Here is an 18876-nt window from a genome sequence, read left to right as displayed (position 1 = left end):
TCCTACGAAAAGCCGAATGCAAAAAGGCCGCGCCAGGATCACTCCCGGCGCGGCCTTTTCATATGCATCTCGTTACTGCAGAACGTCCACGCGATCTACATCGATCTCCACGCCCTTGCGCTCGTGGTCGACCTCGCCAGTCAGGCGCACCTTGGTCTTGTCGGAGATGTCCACGCCCTGCGGCCAGTCGTCGTGGTCGATCTCCACCTGCATGCTGCCGGTGGCGTCCTTGAACTCGTAGTGCTCGCCGTGCAGGCGCTTGGTGATCACGCCCTCGAGTACCGCCGGGGTGTCGTCGGCGGCGGCCTGGGCGGTCTTCACGGTGTTCACCGGGCCGCTCGCGGCCGGCTTGGCGGCGTCGCTGCCCGGGCCGGTGTAGCCGCCGGCGGCGAAGGTGGCACCAGAGAACAGGGCGATGGCGGCGATCAGGGGAAGACGGATGGATTTCATGAAGTAGCCTCCTGGCTGTTTTCGTTGAAGCCAGATTAGCCAAGCCTGCTGAAACCAGCCTGAATCCGCGCTTAATCCAGGCTTAACCGCCCTTGCCGTCGTCCTTGAGCTTGCGGAACACGTAGAACAGCTCCGGCTCGCTGACCATGTAGATGGTGCCCTGCTCGTCGATGGCCACGCCCTCGGCGCGCGGGATCTTGTCGTGCAGGCCGTTGAGCCCGCCCAGCAGGCTGATGAAGCTGACCGGCTCGCCCTTCTCGTCCAGCTCCAGCAGCAGGTGCGATTCCGCCGACAGCACCAGGGTGTGGCCGGTGCGCGGGTCGACGCTGAGCGCCGAGACGTTGCGCATGTACAGCTGTTCGCTGGGCAGCGGCTGCATGCTGCCGGTCAGCCCCGGGCTGCCGTCGCTGGCCCAGCTGAAGAGGGTCATGGGGTCGCGCTCGCGGCCCAGCAGCAGGCGCTTCTGCGCCGGGTCCCAGGCGATGCCCTCGAAGCCCTTGTTGCTCTTCTCCCCGAGGTTGCCCAGGTCGAAGCTGGCCAGCTTGGCGGTGCTCAGCTCGTGGGTCTGCGGGTCGAGGTGGAAGATGGTCAGGGAGTTCTGCCGCTCGTCGGTCACCGCGACGTTGCCGTTGGGCAGCACCGCCACCCCCTCGGGGTTCTCCAGGCCCAGCAGCGGGATCACCCGCAGCACCTCGCCGTCCAGCGACAGCTCGCCGAGCAGCGGCTTCTTGCCGGTCACGGTGAACAGCGTGCGGGTCACCGGGTTGTAGGCCAGGTCGGAGGTCTCCTGCCCCTCCAGGCCGCCCTTGAGTGGCTTGCCCTGGATCACCGCGCGATAGCCGGGCAGCCAGACGCTGTCGGCGCGGTCCTGCGCGCTGGTGTTCTCTTCCTGCCACCACAGGCGGGCACGGTCGTCCCAGTGGAACAGCTTGGCCAGCACCACCAGCACCACGGCGGCGAAGAGCAATGCCAGCAGCAGCCAGCGCAGAAGACGGGAGGATCGGACCTGGGTCATCGAGGGTTCTTGTTGTCTGGGTTTGGCAACGCCCCGCAGAAAGCAAAGGCCGCACGGAGGGCGGCCCTTGGCGGGGTACGGATCAGAGGACGCGGCTTTCGAACCGGCTGGCGCCGGGAAGTTCCAGCACCAGCGCGCTGCCGCGCTTGAGCGGGCCCACGCCCACCGGCGTGCCGGTGGAGACCACGTCGCCCGGCTGCAGCGAGAAGTGCCCGCAGATGTGCTGGATCAGCGGCACGATCGGGTTGAGCATGTCGCGGCTATTGCCGTCCTGGCGCACTTCGCCATCGATGCTCAGGCGGATGCCGATGTCGGTCGGGTCGGGGAAGCGGTCGGCGCTGACGAAGGGCGCCAGCACGAAGGCGCCGTCGAAGGACTTGGCCAGCTCCCACGGCAGGCCCTTCTCCTTGAGCTTGGCCTGCACGTCGCGCAGGGTCAGGTCCAGGGCCGGGGCGTAGCCGGAGATGGCGTCCAGCACCTCTTCCGCGCTGGGCTGGCGCGACAGCGGCTTGCCGATCAGCACGGCGATCTCCGCCTCGTAGTGCACGTCGCCACGGCCCTCGGGGATGACGAAGCCGCCTTCCACCGGCACGGTGCAGGAACCGGGCTTGATGAACAGCAGCGGCTCGGTGGGCACCGGGTTGTTCAGCTCCCTGGCGTGCTCGGCGTAGTTGCGCCCGACGCAGACCACCTTGCCCAGCGGGAAGTGGATGCGGGTGCCGTCGACGTACTGATGCTGGTAACTCATGACCGACTCCTGGACGGATGAATGGGATGCCCCGCGGCGCTCGTGACGCTGCGCGGTGCCCGCCTCCCGCGGGCGCTGCCGGCCGAATCCCTCGGCCCAGACAAGCGAAGGGCCGGTGAACCGGCCCTGCTGGGATCTACTGCTGGATCAGCTCACTCGGCGAAGATCTTGCCGGGGTTCATGATCCCGTTGGGATCGAACACCGTCTTGACCGCCTTCATGTAGCCGATCTCGGCCTCGGAGCGAGAGTAACCCAGGTAGTCGCGCTTGGTCATGCCCACGCCGTGCTCGGCGGAGATGGAGCCGTTGTACTTCTGCACGGTCTCGAACACCCACTTGTTGACGGTGGCGCACTTGGCGAAGAACTCGTCCTTGGACAGGTTCTCGGGCTTGAGGATATTCAGGTGCAGGTTGCCGTCGCCGATGTGGCCGAACCAGACCACTTCGAAGTCCGGGTAGTTGGCCTCGACGATGGCGTCGATGTCCTTGAGGAAGGCCGGGACCTTGCTGACGGTGACGGAGATGTCGTTCTTGTACGGCGTCCAGTGCGAGATGGTCTCGGAGATGTACTCGCGCAGCTTCCACAGGTTCTGCAGCTGCTGCTCGCTCTGGCTCATCACGCCGTCCAGCACCCAGCCCTGCTCAACGCAGTGCTCGAAGGTGGCCAGGGCCTCGTTGGCCACTTCCTCGGTGCTGGCCTCGAACTCCAGCAGGGCGTAGAACGGGCAGTCGGTCTCGAAGGCCGCCGGCACGTCGCCGCGGGCCAGGACCTTGGCCAGGGCCTTGTCGGAGAAGAACTCGAAGGCGGTCAGGTCGAGCTTGCCCTGGAAGGCGTGCAGCACCGGCATGATCGAGTCGAAGTCGGGGGTACCCAGGACCATCGCGGTGAGGTTCTTCGGCGTGCGCTCCAGGCGCATGGTGGCCTCGACCACGAAGCCCAGGGTGCCCTCGGCGCCGATGAACAGCTGGCGCAGGTCGTAGCCGGTGGCGTTCTTGATCAGGTCCTTGTTCAGCTCCAGCAGGTCGCCCTTGCCGGTGACGACCTTCATGCCGGCCACCCAGTTGCGCGTCATGCCGTAGCGAATCACCTTGATCCCGCCGGCATTGGTGCCGATGTTGCCGCCAATCTGGCTGGAACCGGAGGACGCGAAGTCCACCGGGTAGTACAGGCCCTGCTCCTCGGCGAACAGCTGCAGCTGCTTGGTCACCACGCCCGGCTGGCACACCACGGTGCGGTCGAAGGCGTTGAAGTCGAGGATCTTGTTCATGTAGTCGAACGACACCACCACCTCGCCGTTGGCGGCGACGGCGGCGGCGGACAGCCCGGTGCGGCCGCCCGAGGGCACCAGGCCGACCTTGTGCTCGTTGGCCCAGCGCACCACGGCCTGCACCTGCTCGATGCTCTTGGGGAAGGCGATGGCCAGCGGCGCCGGGGCGAAATGCTTGGTCCAGTCCTTGCCATAGGCATCCAGGGAATCGGCATCGGTCAGCAGCTTGCCGGGCTCCAGCAGGGGCTTGAGCGATTCGATCAGGGCTTCGCGGGTCATCGGAGGAACTCTCAAATGGTTCATGGTCGTCCTGAGAACAGCTCAGGTCGCAACCGGACAAGGAAAAGGGAGAACATGCTAGCATACGCACCCCACGCAGTTCGCCACCTGGCGCCGAGCTGCGGCACCGGCCGGTTCGGCCAGAGCTGTTCATTTTCTAGCCATTATCCCGGGACTACAGGTTCAAGCAGATGAGCAAGACTTCTCTCGACAAGAGCAAGATCAAATTCCTTCTCCTGGAAGGCGTGCACCAGAATGCCGTTGATACCCTCAAGGCCGCCGGCTACACCAACATCGAGTACCTCAAGACCGCGCTGTCCGGCGACGAGCTGAAGGAAAAGATCGCCGACGCCCACTTCATCGGCATCCGTTCCCGCACCCAGCTCACCGAGGAAGTCTTCGACTGCGCCAAGAAGCTGATCGCCGTCGGCTGCTTCTGCATCGGCACCAACCAGGTCAACCTGAACGCCGCCCGTGAGCGCGGCATCGCGGTGTTCAACGCGCCCTACTCCAACACCCGCTCGGTGGCCGAGCTGGTGCTGGCCGAGGCCATCCTGTTGCTGCGCGGCATCCCCGAGAAGAACGCTTCCTGCCACCGCGGCGGCTGGATCAAGTCGGCGGCCAACTCCTTCGAGATCCGCGGCAAGAAGCTGGGCATCGTCGGCTACGGCTCCATCGGCACCCAGCTCTCGGTGCTGGCAGAGGCCCTGGGCATGCAGGTGTTCTTCTACGACGTGGTGACCAAGCTGCCGCTGGGCAACGCGCAGCAGATCGGCTCGCTGCACGAGCTGCTGGGCCTGTGCGACATCGTCTCGCTGCACGTGCCGGAACTGCCGTCCACCCAGTGGATGATCGGCGAGAAGGAAATCCGCGCCATGAAGAAGGGCGGCATCCTGATCAACGCCGCCCGCGGCACCGTGGTCGAGCTGGACCACCTGGCCGACGCTATCAAGGACGAGCACCTGATCGGCGCCGCCATCGACGTGTTCCCGGTCGAGCCCAAGTCCAACGACGAAGAGTTCGCCAGCCCCCTGCGTGGCCTGGACCGCGTGATCCTCACCCCGCACATCGGCGGCTCCACCGCCGAGGCCCAGGCCAACATCGGCCTGGAAGTGGCCGAGAAGCTGGTCAAGTACAGCGACAATGGCACCTCGGTGTCCTCGGTCAACTTCCCCGAGGTGGCCCTGCCGTCGCACCCCGGCAAGCACCGCCTGCTGCACATCCACGCCAACATCCCGGGCGTGATGAGCGAGATCAACAAGGTGTTCGCCGACAACGGCATCAACATCTCCGGCCAGTACCTGCAGACCAACGAGAAGGTCGGCTACGTGGTGATCGACGTCGACGCCGAGTACTCGGACCTGGCGCTGGAGAAGCTGCAGCACGTCAACGGCACCATCCGCAGCCGCGTCCTGTTCTAAGGCACGCCGGCAATGAAAAAGGGAGGCCTCGGCCTCCCTTTTTCATTGCGCCCTGCGGCTTCTTTTGTAGGAGCGAGCTTGCTCGCGAACATGACCCCGCAGCGGGGTTGGTTCGCGAGCAAGCTCGCTCCTACGAGAGCCGATGGCTCATTTCACCATCACGGTGATCTTCTGCGACTCCACGTTCGGCTCGAAGGGCACGTGGTTCTTGTCGCCCAGCAGCAGCTGCAGGGTGTGCTTGCCCGGCGGCAGGGTGATCTTGGTTTCCGTCTGGCCCTTGCCGAAGTGGCGGATGTTGTCGGTCATCGGCAGCGGCATGTCCATGGCCGGCTGCTCCTTGAGGTCGACCAGCAGGTGGTGGTGCCCGGTGCTCGGCGCGTCGACGCCGGCCGGCGCCACGCCCATGCCTTCCAGGCCGAACTTGACGGTGAAGGTCTGGCCGACGGTGGCGCCGTCCTGCGGTTCGATAAAATACACCTTGGCCCCCTCGGGCGCCGGGGTACGCGGCATGCCGGCCGCCAGCGCGGCGGTGGAGGCGGCGAGCAGCAGGCCGGCGAGGCCGAGGCAAGGCAACGTGAGCTTCATGGAGTTCTCCTTGTGAGCGGGATGGGGAGGCCCGGCACGCTAAAGCGAGCCTCCAGCGGGACTCTTCAGCATAGGCCGCCACGCCGACGGCTCAAGGGAAAGAGTGCTACAAGGGCTGTCGGGTGGCTCTACGCCGCGCCTTTCAGGCTACCACAGCGCGCTCAGCCGCCGGCTTCCAGGCCGGCCAGGCAGACCGCCGCCGCGTCCAGCTCCTCTTCGCTGAACACCAGTACGCCCATGCGCTTGAGCGCCGCCGCGGTGACGCCTTCGCCGGGCACGCGCAGGCCGGAGAAACTGCCGTCGTAGTTCTCGCGGTTGCCGCAGGAGGGGCTGCGCGCCTTGAGGATGGCCAGGCGGATGCCGTGACGGTCGACCAGGGCCATGGCCTGTTCGGCGCCGCGGACGAAGGCGCCGGTGACGTCCTCGCCGTTCACCGTCACCACCGGCGCCCGGCCCTCCAGCACCAGGGCGCCGCGGCCGCCGGGAATCTCCGCCGGCGCCCGCGGCGTGGGCAGGCCGCCGGCCACTTCCGGGCACAGCGCGACCACCCGGCCCTGCGCCTGCCAGCGTTCCAGCAGGTCGAAGGGGCCGTGGCTGCCACCGTCGTAGCGCACCCGGTGGCCCAGCAGGCAGCGGCTGACGAGAATCTTCTGCATGGGCGAAGCGCTCCCTTTTCGATCGCAACAGACTAGCCCGCACATCCGCCCCGGTCACCTGGCAACCGATGGCGGGCCGCCGACGGCGGCCGGGCCCATCCTTCGGCTGGAACTGCCGCGCCGACATGGCGGGCCGGCCGCATCGCGCGCAGACTGCCTCGCCATGTCGCCCACCGCGAGGGAACCGCCACCATGGTCAAGTTTCTCGACAGCCTGCCGCACCTGCTCGGCGGCCTGCTGCTGTGCGCCGCCGGCGCCAGCCAGGCCGCGCTCGAACCGCTGGACAACGAAAACCTCGGCCGCATCAGCGGCCAGGACGGCCTGAGCATCCGCGCCGACGTCATGGCCAGCATCGGCAAGGCCGCCTGGGTCGACGACGGCGGCAGCGTCTCGCTGCGCAACGTGAAGATCGACAACGGCTGCACCAGCGCCGCCGTCTGCCCGGACGGCCGCGGCGGCGCGCTGCCCCTGGGCGCCGCGCAACTGGGCCTGAGCCTGCCGGTCTTCGGCGTCGAGCTGCCGACCCTGCAGGTCGACGTGGTCCAGGGCAGCAACGGCCAGCAGCAGCTGGCGCTGACCCTGCCGGACCTGACCACCATCAACAAGCAGCTCAATGCCGGCGGCCTGCCGGCGCAGACCATCCGCGTGCGCGTCGCCGGCGACCTCTACGTCGGGGAAAGCCGCCTGGGCAGCCTGGAGGTCCGCGACATCCAGGACATCAGCGGCACCATCCGCGTCTGGGGCCACTGAGCCCTAGAGCGGGGCATCGCCGCGGCGGCGGAACCAGCCGGTCAGCGACAGGCGCTCGCGGTGGGCCGGCAGCACCTCGTGGGGGAACTCGCCGGAGAGGAACAGCACCAGGCTGCCGCCCAGCGGCGGCACGTCGTCGTGGCTGCCGTCGGCGAAGTACAGGCGCAGCTCGCCGGCATGCTCGGGCAGCCAGCCGTCGTTGAGGTAGAGCACCGCCGACACGCTGCGCCGGTCATCGTCGCGGAAGCGGTCCAGGTGTTTCTGGTAGAAGGCGCCCGGCGGGTACAGGGCGAAGTGGCACTCGAAGTCCTCCAGGCCCAGGAACAGCGCGCGGTTGAGCGCCACACGCAACTCGTCCATCAGCCCCAGGTAGCGATCGCAGGCCACGGCCTGGCCCGGCTCCAGCCACTGGATGCGGTCGCCGCGGATGCCCTCGCGCACCGCCTGGCCGGCACCGCGCCCCACCGAGGCCGAGGCCAGCTCGCCGGCGGCGGCGCGCTTGCGGCACTCCGTGGCCAGGGCGGCGACCAGGTCCGCGGGCAGGAAGTCGCGCTGCAGCGACCAGCCCCGTTCGGCCAGGTCGTCGACGGCGTTCTGCAGGGGGGAGGAATCGGAATGCGGGTTCATGCGCTATTGTAACGCCGGCGACAAGCGCCTCGACAAGCGGGGCCGGGCTTGCCGACAATAGCCGCGGCGGATGGCCACTGTCGCCAGGAGGACCCGATTTGCGTGCACTGCTTGCCCTAGCCCTGCTGATGCTGGGCCTACCCGTCCTGGCCGACGACTACCAGCGCCTGTACCAGGCCGCCGGCTGGCCGGAACAACGCGCGCACTTCAACGATGCCCTGCACGCCGCGCAGAAGCGCTACCAGGCCAACCTGCCGCCGGCGCTGTACCAGGCCCTGGTGAACAACAGCAACCAGCGCTTCGCCCCAGCGCAGATCGATGCCCGGGCGCTGGCCGGGCTGCGCCAGAACCTGGCGGACAGCGGGCCGGCGCTGGCCTTCTTCGAATCGCCCCTGGGGCACAAGATCGCCGCCGCGGAAACCCTCGCCACCCGCAGCGACCAGCTCGCCCAGTACGCCAACGGCCTGCCGCGCCAGCAGGCCACGCCGCAGCGCCAGCAGCTCGCCCAGCGCCTGAGCCGTGCCCTGCCGGCCAGCGAGGCGGGCGCCGAGGTCAGCATGGCGCTGGCCAGCGTGGCCGCCGACAGCCTCAGCCAGATGCTCCCCGGCCTGCTCGGCCAGGGCCAGGGGCTGCTCGAAGGGCAGCGGCAGAACGTCGTGCAGCAGATCGGCGCCGACCTCGACAACACCCTGCTGTACGTCTACCGCAGCCTCTCCGACGCCGAGCTGCAGCAGTTCGCCGACTTCGCCGAGTCGCCGGCCGGCCAGGCCTACTACCAGGCCGCCCTGGCCGCGGTGAAAGCCGGGCTGGCGTCCCCCGCCAACTAGCTCAGGCGCTCGCCGAGGAAGTCGAAGTAGCGCCGGCGCAGTGCCTCGCTCTCGTTGGCCAGGTGGTGCCGCGCGCCGGTGAGCAGCAGGCACTCGATGCGCTCGAACTTCTCCTCCAGCACCCTCAGGTTGTAGCGCCAGTCCACCGTTTCGTCGGCGTCGCCCTGCACCACCAGCAGGTTGCGCGGGCTGGGCGGCGCGCCCTCGATGTGCGGGATCCAGCGCGCCAGCGCGCCCACCCAGGCGGTGGGCAGGATGCGCGGCTGCAGCGGGTCGCGATCGCGGAGGAAGGCAAGGAAGCCGGCGTCGTTGGAGTTGTCGGTGAACTTGCGCGGGATGGAATCGACGAAGGGCCGCAGCAGCTGGTAGCTGAGCTTCGACCAGCCCCAGGCCCGCGGCCGCACCAGCGGCGCCAGCAGCAGGGTGTGGCCCAGCTCCGGGCGCGGCGCGCCGGTGAGCAGGTAGTCCAGCAGGATGGCGCCGCCGGTGCTCTGCCCGAAGAGGTGCCAGGGTTGCGGCAGGTCCAGCTGCGCCGCCGCGTCCAGCAGGCCGGCGAGCACCGCCTGGTATTCGGCGAAGTCGTTGATGCTGGCTGCCGCGCCGTCGGACAGGCCGTGCCCCGGCAGGTCGCAGGCGATCACCGCCAGGCCCAGGCCCAGCGCCCAGTCGACGACATGGCCGTACAGCCCCATGTGGTCGTAGTAGCCGTGCAGCAACAGCAGGCTGCCGCGGGCCAGGGCCGGGCGCCAGGTCTGCACGGCGATGCGGTAGCCGGCGCACTCGAGATAGCCCAGGCGGCTGTCCAGGCCCGGGTAGCGGGCCGCCAGGTCGAGCCCGTAGAAGGACTGGTAGGCGGCGACCTGGCCATCGCGCCCGGCTGCGGTCAGGGGTCGCAGGCGCTGGCGCAGCAGATCGGGCTGGAAGGCTTCTGGCATCGGGGTTTTCCGCGTTTACGGTGGCACGGGGGCGAGTGCCCGGCGGCAACCGGGCCGTTCTGCCGCGGGCGGCGGCATGGCACTCTTGGGGGCTATCTTACCGGGATTCGCCATGCCTGCCCGCCGCAAGCTCATCCTCGCCAGCCTGGCCGCACTGCTCGCCGGCGCCACCCTGCTGGGCGCCTACCAGTGGTTCCAGCAGCGCTACATCCGCCCCTTCGACACCCAGCCGACGCTGTTCAGCGGCGCCGGCCTGCAGTTGCCGGCGGGGCTGGCCGGCCCCGGCGCCATCCGCCTGGTGCATTTCTGGGACCCGGCCTGCCCGTGCAACGTCGGCAACCAGCAGCACCTGGCCGAGCTGCTGGCGCGCTTCGCGCCGCTCGGCGTGCAGTTCTTCGCCGTACAGAAACCCGCCAGCCAGGGCCGCCTGCCCGCCACCCTCCAGGCCCTGCAGCCGTTGGCCATGCCGCCCGGCGCCGAGGCGCTGCCGGCAAGCCCGGCAGTGGCCATCTGGGACCGCCAGGGCCGCCTGGCCTATTTCGGTCCCTATAGCGAAGGCGCGGTGTGCAGCTCGGCCAACAGCTTCATCGAGCCGGTGCTGCAGGCCCTCGTCGACGGCCGCCCGGTGCAGGCCACCCAGACCCTCGCGCAAGGCTGCTATTGCCCCTGGCGGGCGGACAGCCGGGCGCCAGCATCTACACTTGCCGGAGCTGGCCCATGAAGGGCCGGCGCGCGACTACAAGGAGCCTCCCATGCCGCTACGCCCCACCCTCGCCCTGTGCGCCCTGCTCGCCCTGCCGCTGCTGGCCGTCGCCGACGACCAGGCGCCCAACCCCGACCAGGTGATGTCCGAGCACAAGGCCGAGATCGACAACCGCCTGGCCGACATCGACTACAAGCGCAAGCGCATCGTCGAAGCCAACATGAACCTCACCGACAAGGAAGGCGAGGCGTTCTGGCCGATCTACAACACCTACCGCAGCGAAGCCGAGAAGCTGAGCAAGCAGCACCTGGCGCTGATCCTCGACTACGCCAGGTCCTACAACACCGGCAAGGTCGCCGATGCCGACGCCAGCAAGCTGATCACGCGCGCCGAGAAGCTCCAGCAGATGCGCCTGGACCTGCGCAACCGCTACATCACGCGCATGGCCAAGGCCGTCTCGCCGACGCGCGCCATGCGTTTCCTGCAGATCGAGACACAGCTCGACGCCATGGCCCTGCTGGACGTGTCCCGCGAGATCCCGCTGGCCGAATGAACCCGGCGCGGGTCGCCTCAACGCGCCTGCGCCATCTCCCGCAAACGCCGCCGGTAGGCCTCCGGCGGCACCCCGAACCAGCGCCGGAAGGCGCGGTAGAACGGCGACAGCTCGGCGAAGCCGCAGGTCCGCGCGACCTCGCGGATGGCCACGCCTTCGGCCAGCAGCTCGGTGGCGCGCTGGCGGCGCACTTCCTCGTGCAGCTCGCGGAAGCCGCTGCCCTGCCCGGCCAGGCTGCGCTGCAGGGCCCCGGCCGGCAGCCCCAGCAGCTCGGCGCAGGCCTCCAGGGTGCAGGGCTCGCGGCCCAGGCGGTGGGCCAGCAGGTAGCGCAGGCGGTTGCGCAGGTCGTTCTCCTGCAGGCGTTGCAATTCCTCCTCGGCATGCCGGGTGAGCACGCCGTGCAAGGCAGCGTTGGCCGTGCGCGACGGGCGTCGCAGCAGGGCACGGGGGAACAGCAGGGCGTCGTGTTCACAGGCGAAGCGCGGCGTCAGCCCGAACAGCCGGCGGTGCTCGGCCAGGCGCCGGGGCGCGGCGTGGCGGAACTCGATGGCGGAACAGGCGAACTCGTCGTCGGTGACCGCCTTCAGCAGCTTGATGAACAGCAGCAGCAGGCATTCCATCTGCTGGCGCAGCGGCGGGCAGTCGCGGTAGTGGATGTCGAGCACCAGCCGCACCTGCTCGCCCTCCTCGCGCAGCTGCGCGGCCAGGCCGCCGGAAAGGATGTGCTGGAAGCGCAGGAAGCTGTGCAGCGCCTGCTCCAGGTCGCGGCTGGCGAGCAGCAGGTAGCCGACCACGTCGAGCAGGCGCGGCTTCATCGCCTCGCCCAGGTGCAGGCCGATGTCCGCGTCGCCGCTAAGCTCCGGCAGCGCCGCCCAGAACAACGGCACCTCGTCGTGCAGCAGGCGGCCGTCGGCGCTCACCGGCGCCAGGCGCACCCGGCGCAGCGCCTGGCGGTAGATGCGCGCCGGCTCCAGCCCCAGGCTGGCCAGGGCCTCGTAGAGCAGGCGGCGCAGGGTGGCCGAGTGGGTGAGTGGTGCGCGCGCAGCGGGCATGCGGCCTCCTTTTGACCGAAGACTTGCAGCTTGCGGGCGTTTGGTCAATGCAAGCGCCCGGCGCGAATGCGCAGAATCCGCGCAGAACAACAAGGAGAGCCTTGCATGAAACGTACGTTGACCGTTCTTGCCGTGCTGGTGGCGGCGGCCGCCGCCGGGGGCGCCTGGTACCTGCATGGCAAGCAGCCGACCCGCGACGGCCTGGCCGGGCTGCCGGGGCTGCAGGCCGAGGTCGAGGTGCGCTACGACGAGCGTGGCGTGCCGCACATCCGTGCGCAGAACGAAAGCGACCTGTACCGCGCGCTGGGCTACGTGCACGCCCAGGACCGGCTGTTCCAGATGGAGATGCTGCGCCGCCTGGCCAACGGCGAACTGGCCGAGGTGCTGGGGCCCAAGCTGGTGGACACCGACCGCCTGTTCCGCACCCTGCGCCTGCGCAGCCATGCCGCCGAGTACGCCGCCCGCCAGGACCGCCAGTCGCCGGCCTGGAAAGCCCTGCAGGCCTACCTGGACGGCATCAACCAGTACCAGGCCAGCCACCCGAAGCCGCTGGAGTTCGACGTGCTGGGCATTCCCAAGCGGCCGTTCACGGTGGAGGACACCCTCGCCGTGTCCGGCTACCTGGCCTACAGCTTCGCCGTGGCCCTGCGCACCGAGCCGGTGCTCACCTACATCCGCGACGACCTGGGCGCCGACTACCTGAAGGCCTTCGACCTGGCCTGGCACCCCGAGGGCGTACTGCAGCGGCCCACCGCGCTGGCCGCCGGCGACTGGAAGGACCTCGGCGCCCTGGCGCAGATCAGCCAGCAGGCCCTGGAGGCCGCCGGCCTGCCACAGTACGAGGGCAGCAACGCCTGGGTGGTCTCCGGCAGCCGCACGCGCAGCGGCAGGCCATTGCTGGCGGGCGATCCGCACATCCGCTTCGCCGCGCCCTCGGTGTGGTACGAGGCGCAGCTCAGCGCCCCGGGCTTCGAACTCTACGGCCACCACCAGGCCCTGGTGCCCTTCGCCATGCTCGGCCACAACAAGGACTTCGGCTGGAGCCTGACCATGTTCCAGAACGACGACATGGACCTGGTGGCCGAGAAGACCAACCCGGCCAACCCCGAGCAGGTCTGGTACCACGGCCAGTGGGTGGACCTGCAGCGCGAGGAGCAGAGCATCGCGGTCAAGGGCCAGGCGCCGGTCAAGCTGGTGCTGCGCAGCTCGCCCCACGGGCCGATCGTCAACGACGCCCTGGGCGCCGCCTCGGGCAAGACGCCCATCGCCATGTGGTGGGGCTTCCTGCAGACCGAGAACCCGCTGCTGGACGCCTTCTACCACCTCGACCGCGCCGACACCCTGGACAAGGCCCGCGCCGCCGCCGCGCAGATCCACGCGCCGGGGCTCAACGTGGTCTGGGCCAACACCCGCGGCGACATCGCCTGGTGGGCCTCGGCGCAGCTGCCGCGGCGCCCGGCCGGCGTCGAGCCCAACTTCATCCTCGACGGCAGCACCGCCGCGGCGGACAAGGACGGCTTCTACCCCTTCGTCGAGAACCCCCACGAGGAGAACCCGGCGCGCGGCTACATCGTCTCGGCCAACTTCCAACCGGTGCCCGCCAACGGCCGGCCGATCCCCGGCTACTACAACCTGGCCGACCGCGGCCAGCGCCTGGACCAGCGCCTGGCTGACACCTCGGTGAAGTGGGACCTGCAGAACAGCCAGGCGCTGCAGCTGGACACCGGCACCGACTACGGCCCGCGCACCCTGGCCCCGCTGCTGCCGAGCCTGCGCCAGGTGGCGGCCGGCGACCAGGAGAAGGCGCTGGTGGAGCAACTGGCGGCCTGGAAGGGCGACTACCCGCTGGACTCGGTGGCCGCCACCCTGTTCAGCCAGTTCCTCTACCAGTTGGCCTACGCCGCCATGCACGACGAGATGGGCGACGCCTTCTTCAACACCCTGCTGAGCACCCGGGCGATCGACAGCGCCCTGCCGCGGCTGGCCGCCGACGACACCTCGCCCTGGTGGGACGACCGCGGCACGGCGCAGAAGGAAAGCCGCGCGGACATCGTCAGGGCCGCCTGGCAGGCGAGCCTTGCGCACCTGCGCGACACCTTCGGCCAGGACCCGGCCAATTGGAGATGGGGCGAGGCGCACACGCTCACCCACGTGCACCCGCTGGGCATGCAGAAGCCGCTGGACCGCCTGTTCAACATCGGCCCCTTCGCCGCCCCCGGTGGCCACGAGGTGCCGAACAACCTCTCGGCGCCCATCGGCCCGGCGCCCTGGGCCGTCACCTACGGGCCCTCGACGCGGCGCCTGGTGGACTTCGCCGACCCGACCCACGCCCTGGGCATCAACCCGGTGGGCCAGAGCGGCGTGCTCTTCGACGCGCACTACAAGGACCAGGCCGAGGACTACGTCGAAGGCCGCTACCACGCCGAGCATTTCCAGCCCGACGAGGTCGCCGCCAACAGCCATGGCCTGCTCAGGCTGGTCCCGCAGGGCCGCTAGGTAGCGCCGAAAACGACGAACCCCGCGCAATGCGGGGTTCGTCGTTTCCGTGAGAAGGGACTGCGGGAGGCGCCGAAGCTCCCTGGCGCGTTATTCCCCCTAGGGATAACTGTCGGGGTGTTGTATTTGCGCGCCACCTCCCGCCTGGGTGCTGTGGTAAGCACTGGCAAGTTACCCGGGATCACGGAGGCCGACCAAGCTGCGGGGAATAGCCGGCAACCGCCAACGGACACACTGAATAGTAGTTGGCAAATGCGTGGAAGTTGCAGCGATTGACTGTCAGATTCTTCTGAGAAAACAGATTCTTCTTGCCCTTCGGCATATGTCCGCACCCCCAAAAACATGGGCCACCCGAAGGTGGCCCATGGCTTTCGCAGGCACCGGCTGCAGCCGGCCGACAAGACGACGTCAGGCGGTGGCCGGCGAACCTTTCTGCCAGTCGGTGGCCGTGGCTTCCATGGCCTCCTGGACGGCACGCTTGCGGCGCTCCTCGGCCTGGCGGGTGAAGTACCAGGCGAAGAAGGTGAACAGCGAGACGGTCAGCAGGATCAGGCTGGCCACCGCGTTGATCTCCGGCTTCACGCCCAGGCGCACGGCGGAGAACACTTCCATCGGCAGGGTGGTGGAGCCGGGGCCGGACACGAAGCTGGCCAGCACCAGGTCGTCCAGCGACAGGGCGAAGGACATCATGCCGCCGGCCGCCAGCGAAGGCGCGATCATCGGGATGGTGATCAGCAGGAACACTTTCCAGGGCTTGGCGCCCAGGTCCATGGCCGCTTCCTCGATGGACAGGTCCAGTTCACGCAGGCGCGCCGACACCACCACCGCCACGTAGGACGAGCAGAAGCTGGTGTGGGCGATCCAGATGGTGACGATGCCGCGCTCCTGCGGCCAGCCGATCAGCTGGGCCATGGCCACGAACAGCAGCAGCAGCGACAGACCGGTGATCACCTCGGGCATGACCAGCGGCGCGGTGACCATGCCGCCGAACAGCGTGCGCCCGCGGAAACGCGGGATGCGCGTCAGCACGAAGGCCGCCAGGGTGCCCAGGGCCACCGAGGAAATCGCCGTGTACACGGCGATTTCCAGGGAGCGGAACACCGAGCTGATCAGTTGGGTGTTGTCCAGCAGGCCGACGTACCACTTCACCGACCAGCCGCCCCACACCGTCACCAGCTTGGAGCCGTTGAAGGAGTAGATGACCAGGATGACCATCGGCACGTAGATGAACAGCAGGCCCAACACCAGCATGATGTTGGAGAACGACCAGCGCTTGTTCATACCTTGCCCTCCAGTTCCTTCGCTTGGTTCTTGTTGAACAGGATGATGGGCACGATGAGGATCGCCAGCATGACCACCGCCAGGGCGGATGCCACCGGCCAGTCACGGTTGTTGAAGAACTCCTGCCACAGCACCTTGCCGATCATCAGCGTCTCGGGGCCGCCGAGCAGTTCCGGGATGACGAACTCGCCCACCGCCGGGATGAACACCAGCATGCAGCCGGCGATGATGCCGTTCTTCGACAGCGGCACGGTGATCTTCCAGAAGCTGGTGAAGTTGCGCGCGCCGAGGTCGGAAGCGGCTTCCAGCAGGCTCATGTCGTGCTTCACCAGGTTGGCGTACAGCGGCATCACCATGAACGGCAGGTACGAGTAGACGATACCGATGTACACCGCCAGGTTGGTGTTGAGGATGGTCAGCGGTTCGTTGATCACCCCCAGCCACATCAGGAAGCCGTTGAGCAGCCCGTTGTTGGACAGGATGCCCATCCAGGCGTACACGCGGATCAGGATCGCCGTCCAGGTCGGCATCATGATCAGCAGCAGCAGGACGGTCTGCATTTCCTTGCTGGCGCGGGCGATGGCGTAGGCCATCGGGTAGCCGATCAGCAGGCACAGGAAGGTGCTGATCGCCGCCATCTTCAGCGAGCCCAGGTAGGCGTCGATGTAGAGCGGGTCGTCCGTCAGCATCAGGTAGTTGCCGAGGTTCAGCACCAGTTGCAGGGTCTGGTCGGCGTACTGGAACACTTCGGTGTACGGCGGGATGGCCACGTCCGCTGCCGCCAGGCTGATCTTCAGCACGATGGCGAAGGGCAGCAGGAAGAACAGGAACAGCCAGATGAACGGCACACCGATCACGGCGTGCCGGCCACGCGGCAGGCGCTTCATGAGCGATTTGCTGATGTTCATGATTGCAGCACCACACCGCTGTCGTCGTACCAGCTGATGTACACCGGCTGGTCCCAGGTCGGGCGCGCCACGTGGCGTTCGGCGTTGGCCATGAAGGCCTGGACGATCATCCCCGAGGCCAGCTTGATGTAGTACACCGAGTGGCCGCCGAGGTAGGCGATGTCGTAGACGGTGCCCTGGGCCCAGTTGAAGCCCTCGTGCTCGAGGTTCTCCGGCTTCTGCGCGGAAACCATGACCTTCTCCGGACGCAGCGCGTAGGTGATGCGCTTGTCTTCGGCACGGGTGCTGATGCCGTGGCCGATGTAGATCGGGTTCTCCAGCTGCGGGCAGGCGATCACCGCGTGGTCCTGCACGTCCTCGACCAACTGGCCGTCGAACATGTTGACGTTGCCGATGAACTCGCAGATCAGGCGGCTGGCCGGGGTCTCGTAGATGTCCATCGGGCTGCCGATCTGCTCGATGCAGCCCAGGTGCATGATGGCGATGCGCTGGGCCATGGTCATGGCCTCTTCCTGGTCGTGGGTCACCATCACGCAGGTCACGCCGACGCGCTCGATGATCTCCACCAGCTCCAGCTGCATCTGCGAACGCAGCTTCTTGTCCAGGGCGCCCATGGGCTCGTCGAGCAGCAGCAGCTTCGGCCGCTTGGCCAGCGAACGGGCCAGGGCCACGCGCTGGCGCTGGCCGCCGGACAGCTGGTGCGGCTTGCGCTTGGCGTACTGGGTCATCTGCACCAGCTTGAGCATCTCCTCGACGATCTTGTCGATCTCGGCCTTGGGCAGGCCGTCCTGCTTCAGGCCGAAGGCGATGTTCTGCGCCACCGACATGTGCGGGAAGAGCGCATAGGACTGGAACATCATGTTGATCGGCCGCTCGTAGGGCGGCAGGTCGGTGATGTCCTGGCCGTCCAGGAAGATGCGACCTTCGGTCGGCCGCTCGAAGCCGGCCAGCATGCGCAACAGGGTGGATTTACCGGAACCGGAACCGCCGAGCAATGCGAAGATCTCGCCCTTCTTGATGGTCAGGGAAACACTGTCCACCGCAAGGGTTTCGTCGAACTGCTTGGTGACCCGGTCGATTTTTACCAACACCTCTTTGGGCTGCTGGTCGCCCGCGAGGGCTTTCTTGTAGGCACCGGAGGCTATAGCCATTACCACAACTCCCAACTTTTAGACGCCCGGCCCCCGCGGCCGGGCGTACTCGGATTGCTTACTTGCCGGACTTGATCTTGGTCCAGGAACGGGTCATGAGGCGCAGGATCTTCGGCGGCAGCTCGTGCTGCACGAAGAGCTTGTCGAGTACCTCCTGAGGTGGGTAGACCTCGGGATTGTCGCGCACGGACTCATCCATGAATTCGCCAGCCTTGGGGTTCGGGTTGGCGTAACCGACGTAATCGCTGACCTTGGCGATCACCTCGGGCTTGAGCAGGTAGTTGATGAAGGCGTGGGCCTGCTTGGGGTTCGAGGCGTCCTTGGGGATCGCCAGGATGTCGAACCACAGGTTGGCACCTTCCTTGGGGATCGCATAGGCGATGTTCACGCCCTTGCCGGCTTCCTTGGCGCGGTTGGCGGCCTGGAACACGTCGCCGGAGAACCCGGCGGCGACGCAGATGTTGCCGTTGGCCAGGTCCGAGATGTACTTGGAGGAATGGAAATAGGTGACGTACGGGCGTACCGCCATCAGCTTGGCCTCGGCCTTCTCGTAGTCGGCCGGGTTGGTGCTGTTGGGGTCCAGGCCCAGGTACTTGAGCACGGCCGGCACCATTTCGTCGCCCGAATCGAGGAAGGCGACGCCGCACTGGCTGAGCTTCTTCATGTTCTCGGGCTCGAAGAGCACGGCCCAGGAGTCGATCTTGTCGACGCCGAGCACGGCCTTGACCTTGTCGACGTTGTAGCCGATGCCGTTGGTGCCCCACAGGTACGGCACGCCGTACAGGTTGCCCGGGTCGTTGGCTTCCAGCTGCTTCATCAGCTTGGGATCGAGATTCTTCCAGTTCGGCAGCTGGCTCTTGTCCAGCTTCTGGAAGGCGCCGGCCTTGATCTGGCGGCCGAGGAAGTGGTTGGACGGCACCACGATGTCGTAACCGGTGCGGCCGGCCAGCAGCTTGCCTTCGAGGGTTTCGTTGGAGTCGAAGACGTCGTACACCGGCTTGATGCCGGTTTCCTTCTCGAAATCGGCCAGGGTGGTCTCGCCGATGTAGTCGCTCCAGTTGTAGATGTGGACGGTCGGCTCGGCCTGCGCCACGGCGGCGCCCAGGCCCAACGTTGAGATGGCGGCGATCAGGGTATTGCGGAAGGGAATTCGCACACGTCGGTCCTCTCG

19 protein-coding genes are annotated in these 18876 nt (G+C 67.8%); 6 read left to right on the top strand and 13 right to left on the bottom strand.

The window, feature by feature from the left end:
* Positions 1-72 precede the first annotated feature (72 nt).
* The 4 genes from VV867_RS19095 to VV867_RS19080 form a co-directional block, all read right to left on the bottom strand.
* The gene (locus tag VV867_RS19095; protein ID WP_275628287.1) at positions 73-450 is read right to left on the bottom strand and encodes a NirD/YgiW/YdeI family stress tolerance protein; all 378 of its coding nucleotides are present in this window, start codon (positions 448-450) and stop codon (positions 73-75) included.
* Positions 451-532: 82 nt separating this feature from the next.
* Positions 533-1465, bottom strand: coding sequence for an SdiA-regulated domain-containing protein (locus VV867_RS19090; protein WP_109935438.1), 933 nt, complete (start codon positions 1463-1465; stop codon positions 533-535).
* A gap of 82 nt (positions 1466-1547) precedes the next feature.
* On the bottom strand, positions 1548-2213 hold the full coding sequence (locus VV867_RS19085) for a fumarylacetoacetate hydrolase family protein (protein WP_089390855.1): 666 nt from the start codon (positions 2211-2213) through the stop codon (positions 1548-1550).
* A gap of 152 nt (positions 2214-2365) precedes the next feature.
* The gene (locus tag VV867_RS19080; protein ID WP_328567274.1) at positions 2366-3760 is read right to left on the bottom strand and encodes an FAD-binding oxidoreductase; all 1395 of its coding nucleotides are present in this window, start codon (positions 3758-3760) and stop codon (positions 2366-2368) included.
* Between the two features lie 191 nt (positions 3761-3951).
* On the opposite strand from VV867_RS19080, the gene serA reads away from it, so the two are divergent.
* Entirely contained in the window at positions 3952-5181 is a 1230-nt protein-coding gene (gene serA, locus VV867_RS19075) for a phosphoglycerate dehydrogenase (RefSeq protein WP_109935441.1), read from the top strand.
* Between the two features lie 147 nt (positions 5182-5328).
* On the opposite strand, the gene VV867_RS19070 is transcribed toward serA, so the two are convergent.
* Positions 5329-5766 carry a DUF4399 domain-containing protein gene (locus tag VV867_RS19070; protein WP_328567273.1) on the bottom strand — a complete coding sequence of 146 codons (438 nt, stop codon included), beginning with the start codon at positions 5764-5766 and terminating at the stop codon, positions 5329-5331.
* A 161-nt stretch (positions 5767-5927) separates the two neighbouring features.
* Positions 5928-6422, bottom strand: coding sequence for a DUF523 domain-containing protein (locus VV867_RS19065; protein ID WP_275628285.1), 495 nt, complete (start codon positions 6420-6422; stop codon positions 5928-5930).
* Between the two features lie 192 nt (positions 6423-6614).
* Here VV867_RS19065 and VV867_RS19060 point away from each other — a divergent pair, with 192 nt between their 5' ends.
* Positions 6615-7172 (top strand): DUF6160 family protein, encoded by a 558-nt coding sequence (locus VV867_RS19060; protein WP_109935443.1) that lies wholly within the window; start codon positions 6615-6617, stop codon positions 7170-7172.
* A 3-nt stretch (positions 7173-7175) separates the two neighbouring features.
* Here the strand turns inward: VV867_RS19060 and VV867_RS19055 are convergent, their stop codons facing one another.
* Positions 7176-7799 (bottom strand): 2OG-Fe(II) oxygenase, encoded by a 624-nt coding sequence (locus VV867_RS19055; RefSeq protein ID WP_109935444.1) that lies wholly within the window; start codon positions 7797-7799, stop codon positions 7176-7178.
* Between the two features lie 98 nt (positions 7800-7897).
* Between VV867_RS19055 and VV867_RS19050 the strand changes: the two genes are divergently transcribed.
* Positions 7898-8626, top strand: coding sequence for a hypothetical protein (locus VV867_RS19050; protein WP_109935445.1), 729 nt, complete (start codon positions 7898-7900; stop codon positions 8624-8626).
* Here the strand turns inward: VV867_RS19050 and VV867_RS19045 are convergent.
* Positions 8623-9561 (bottom strand): alpha/beta hydrolase, encoded by a 939-nt coding sequence (locus VV867_RS19045; RefSeq protein WP_109935446.1) that lies wholly within the window; start codon positions 9559-9561, stop codon positions 8623-8625. The two genes, VV867_RS19050 and VV867_RS19045, sit on opposite strands and share 4 nt — an antisense overlap.
* Positions 9562-9673: 112 nt before the next feature.
* Here VV867_RS19045 and VV867_RS19040 point away from each other — a divergent pair, with 112 nt between their 5' ends.
* Both VV867_RS19040 and VV867_RS19035 read left to right on the top strand, forming a co-directional pair.
* The gene (locus tag VV867_RS19040; protein WP_275628284.1) at positions 9674-10282 is read left to right on the top strand and encodes a DUF6436 domain-containing protein; all 609 of its coding nucleotides are present in this window, start codon (positions 9674-9676) and stop codon (positions 10280-10282) included.
* A gap of 31 nt (positions 10283-10313) precedes the next feature.
* A complete protein-coding gene (locus VV867_RS19035; RefSeq protein ID WP_109935448.1) occupies positions 10314-10817 on the top strand; it encodes a transcriptional regulator in 504 nt (167 codons plus the stop codon).
* A 17-nt stretch (positions 10818-10834) separates the two neighbouring features.
* Here the strand turns inward: VV867_RS19035 and VV867_RS19030 are convergent, their stop codons facing one another.
* A complete protein-coding gene (locus tag VV867_RS19030; protein WP_275628283.1) occupies positions 10835-11869 on the bottom strand; it encodes an AraC family transcriptional regulator in 1035 nt (344 codons plus the stop codon).
* Between the two features lie 105 nt (positions 11870-11974).
* On the opposite strand from VV867_RS19030, the gene VV867_RS19025 reads away from it, so the two are divergent.
* Positions 11975-14365 (top strand): penicillin acylase family protein, encoded by a 2391-nt coding sequence (locus VV867_RS19025; protein WP_328567272.1) that lies wholly within the window; start codon positions 11975-11977, stop codon positions 14363-14365.
* Between the two features lie 408 nt (positions 14366-14773).
* Here the strand turns inward: VV867_RS19025 and VV867_RS19020 are convergent, their stop codons facing one another.
* Genes VV867_RS19020 through VV867_RS19005 form a run of 4 tightly spaced genes read right to left on the bottom strand, consistent with a single transcriptional unit; the run spans position 14774 to position 18837 of the window.
* Positions 14774-15646 carry an ABC transporter permease subunit gene (locus VV867_RS19020; protein ID WP_109935451.1) on the bottom strand — a complete coding sequence of 291 codons (873 nt, stop codon included), beginning with the start codon at positions 15644-15646 and terminating at the stop codon, positions 14774-14776.
* The gene (locus VV867_RS19015; RefSeq protein WP_173427895.1) at positions 15643-16524 is read right to left on the bottom strand and encodes an ABC transporter permease subunit; all 882 of its coding nucleotides are present in this window, start codon (positions 16522-16524) and stop codon (positions 15643-15645) included. The genes VV867_RS19020 and VV867_RS19015 overlap by 4 nt, the downstream gene beginning before the upstream one ends.
* A gap of 26 nt (positions 16525-16550) precedes the next feature.
* Complete coding sequence (locus tag VV867_RS19010; RefSeq protein WP_074980346.1) at positions 16551-17705, bottom strand: ABC transporter ATP-binding protein; 1155 nt, start codon at positions 17703-17705, stop codon at positions 16551-16553.
* Positions 17706-17763: 58 nt separating this feature from the next.
* Positions 17764-18837, bottom strand: coding sequence for a polyamine ABC transporter substrate-binding protein (locus VV867_RS19005; RefSeq protein WP_256595942.1), 1074 nt, complete (start codon positions 18835-18837; stop codon positions 17764-17766).
* Positions 18838-18876: the final 39 nt, after the last annotated feature.

It is taken from the genome of Pseudomonas sp. JH-2 (assembly GCF_036231725.1).
Taxonomy (GTDB): Bacteria; Pseudomonadota; Gammaproteobacteria; order Pseudomonadales; family Pseudomonadaceae; genus Pseudomonas; species Pseudomonas delhiensis.
The sequence above is the reverse complement of the archived record's forward strand: the minus strand, read 5'-3'. Positions and strand labels throughout refer to the sequence as shown.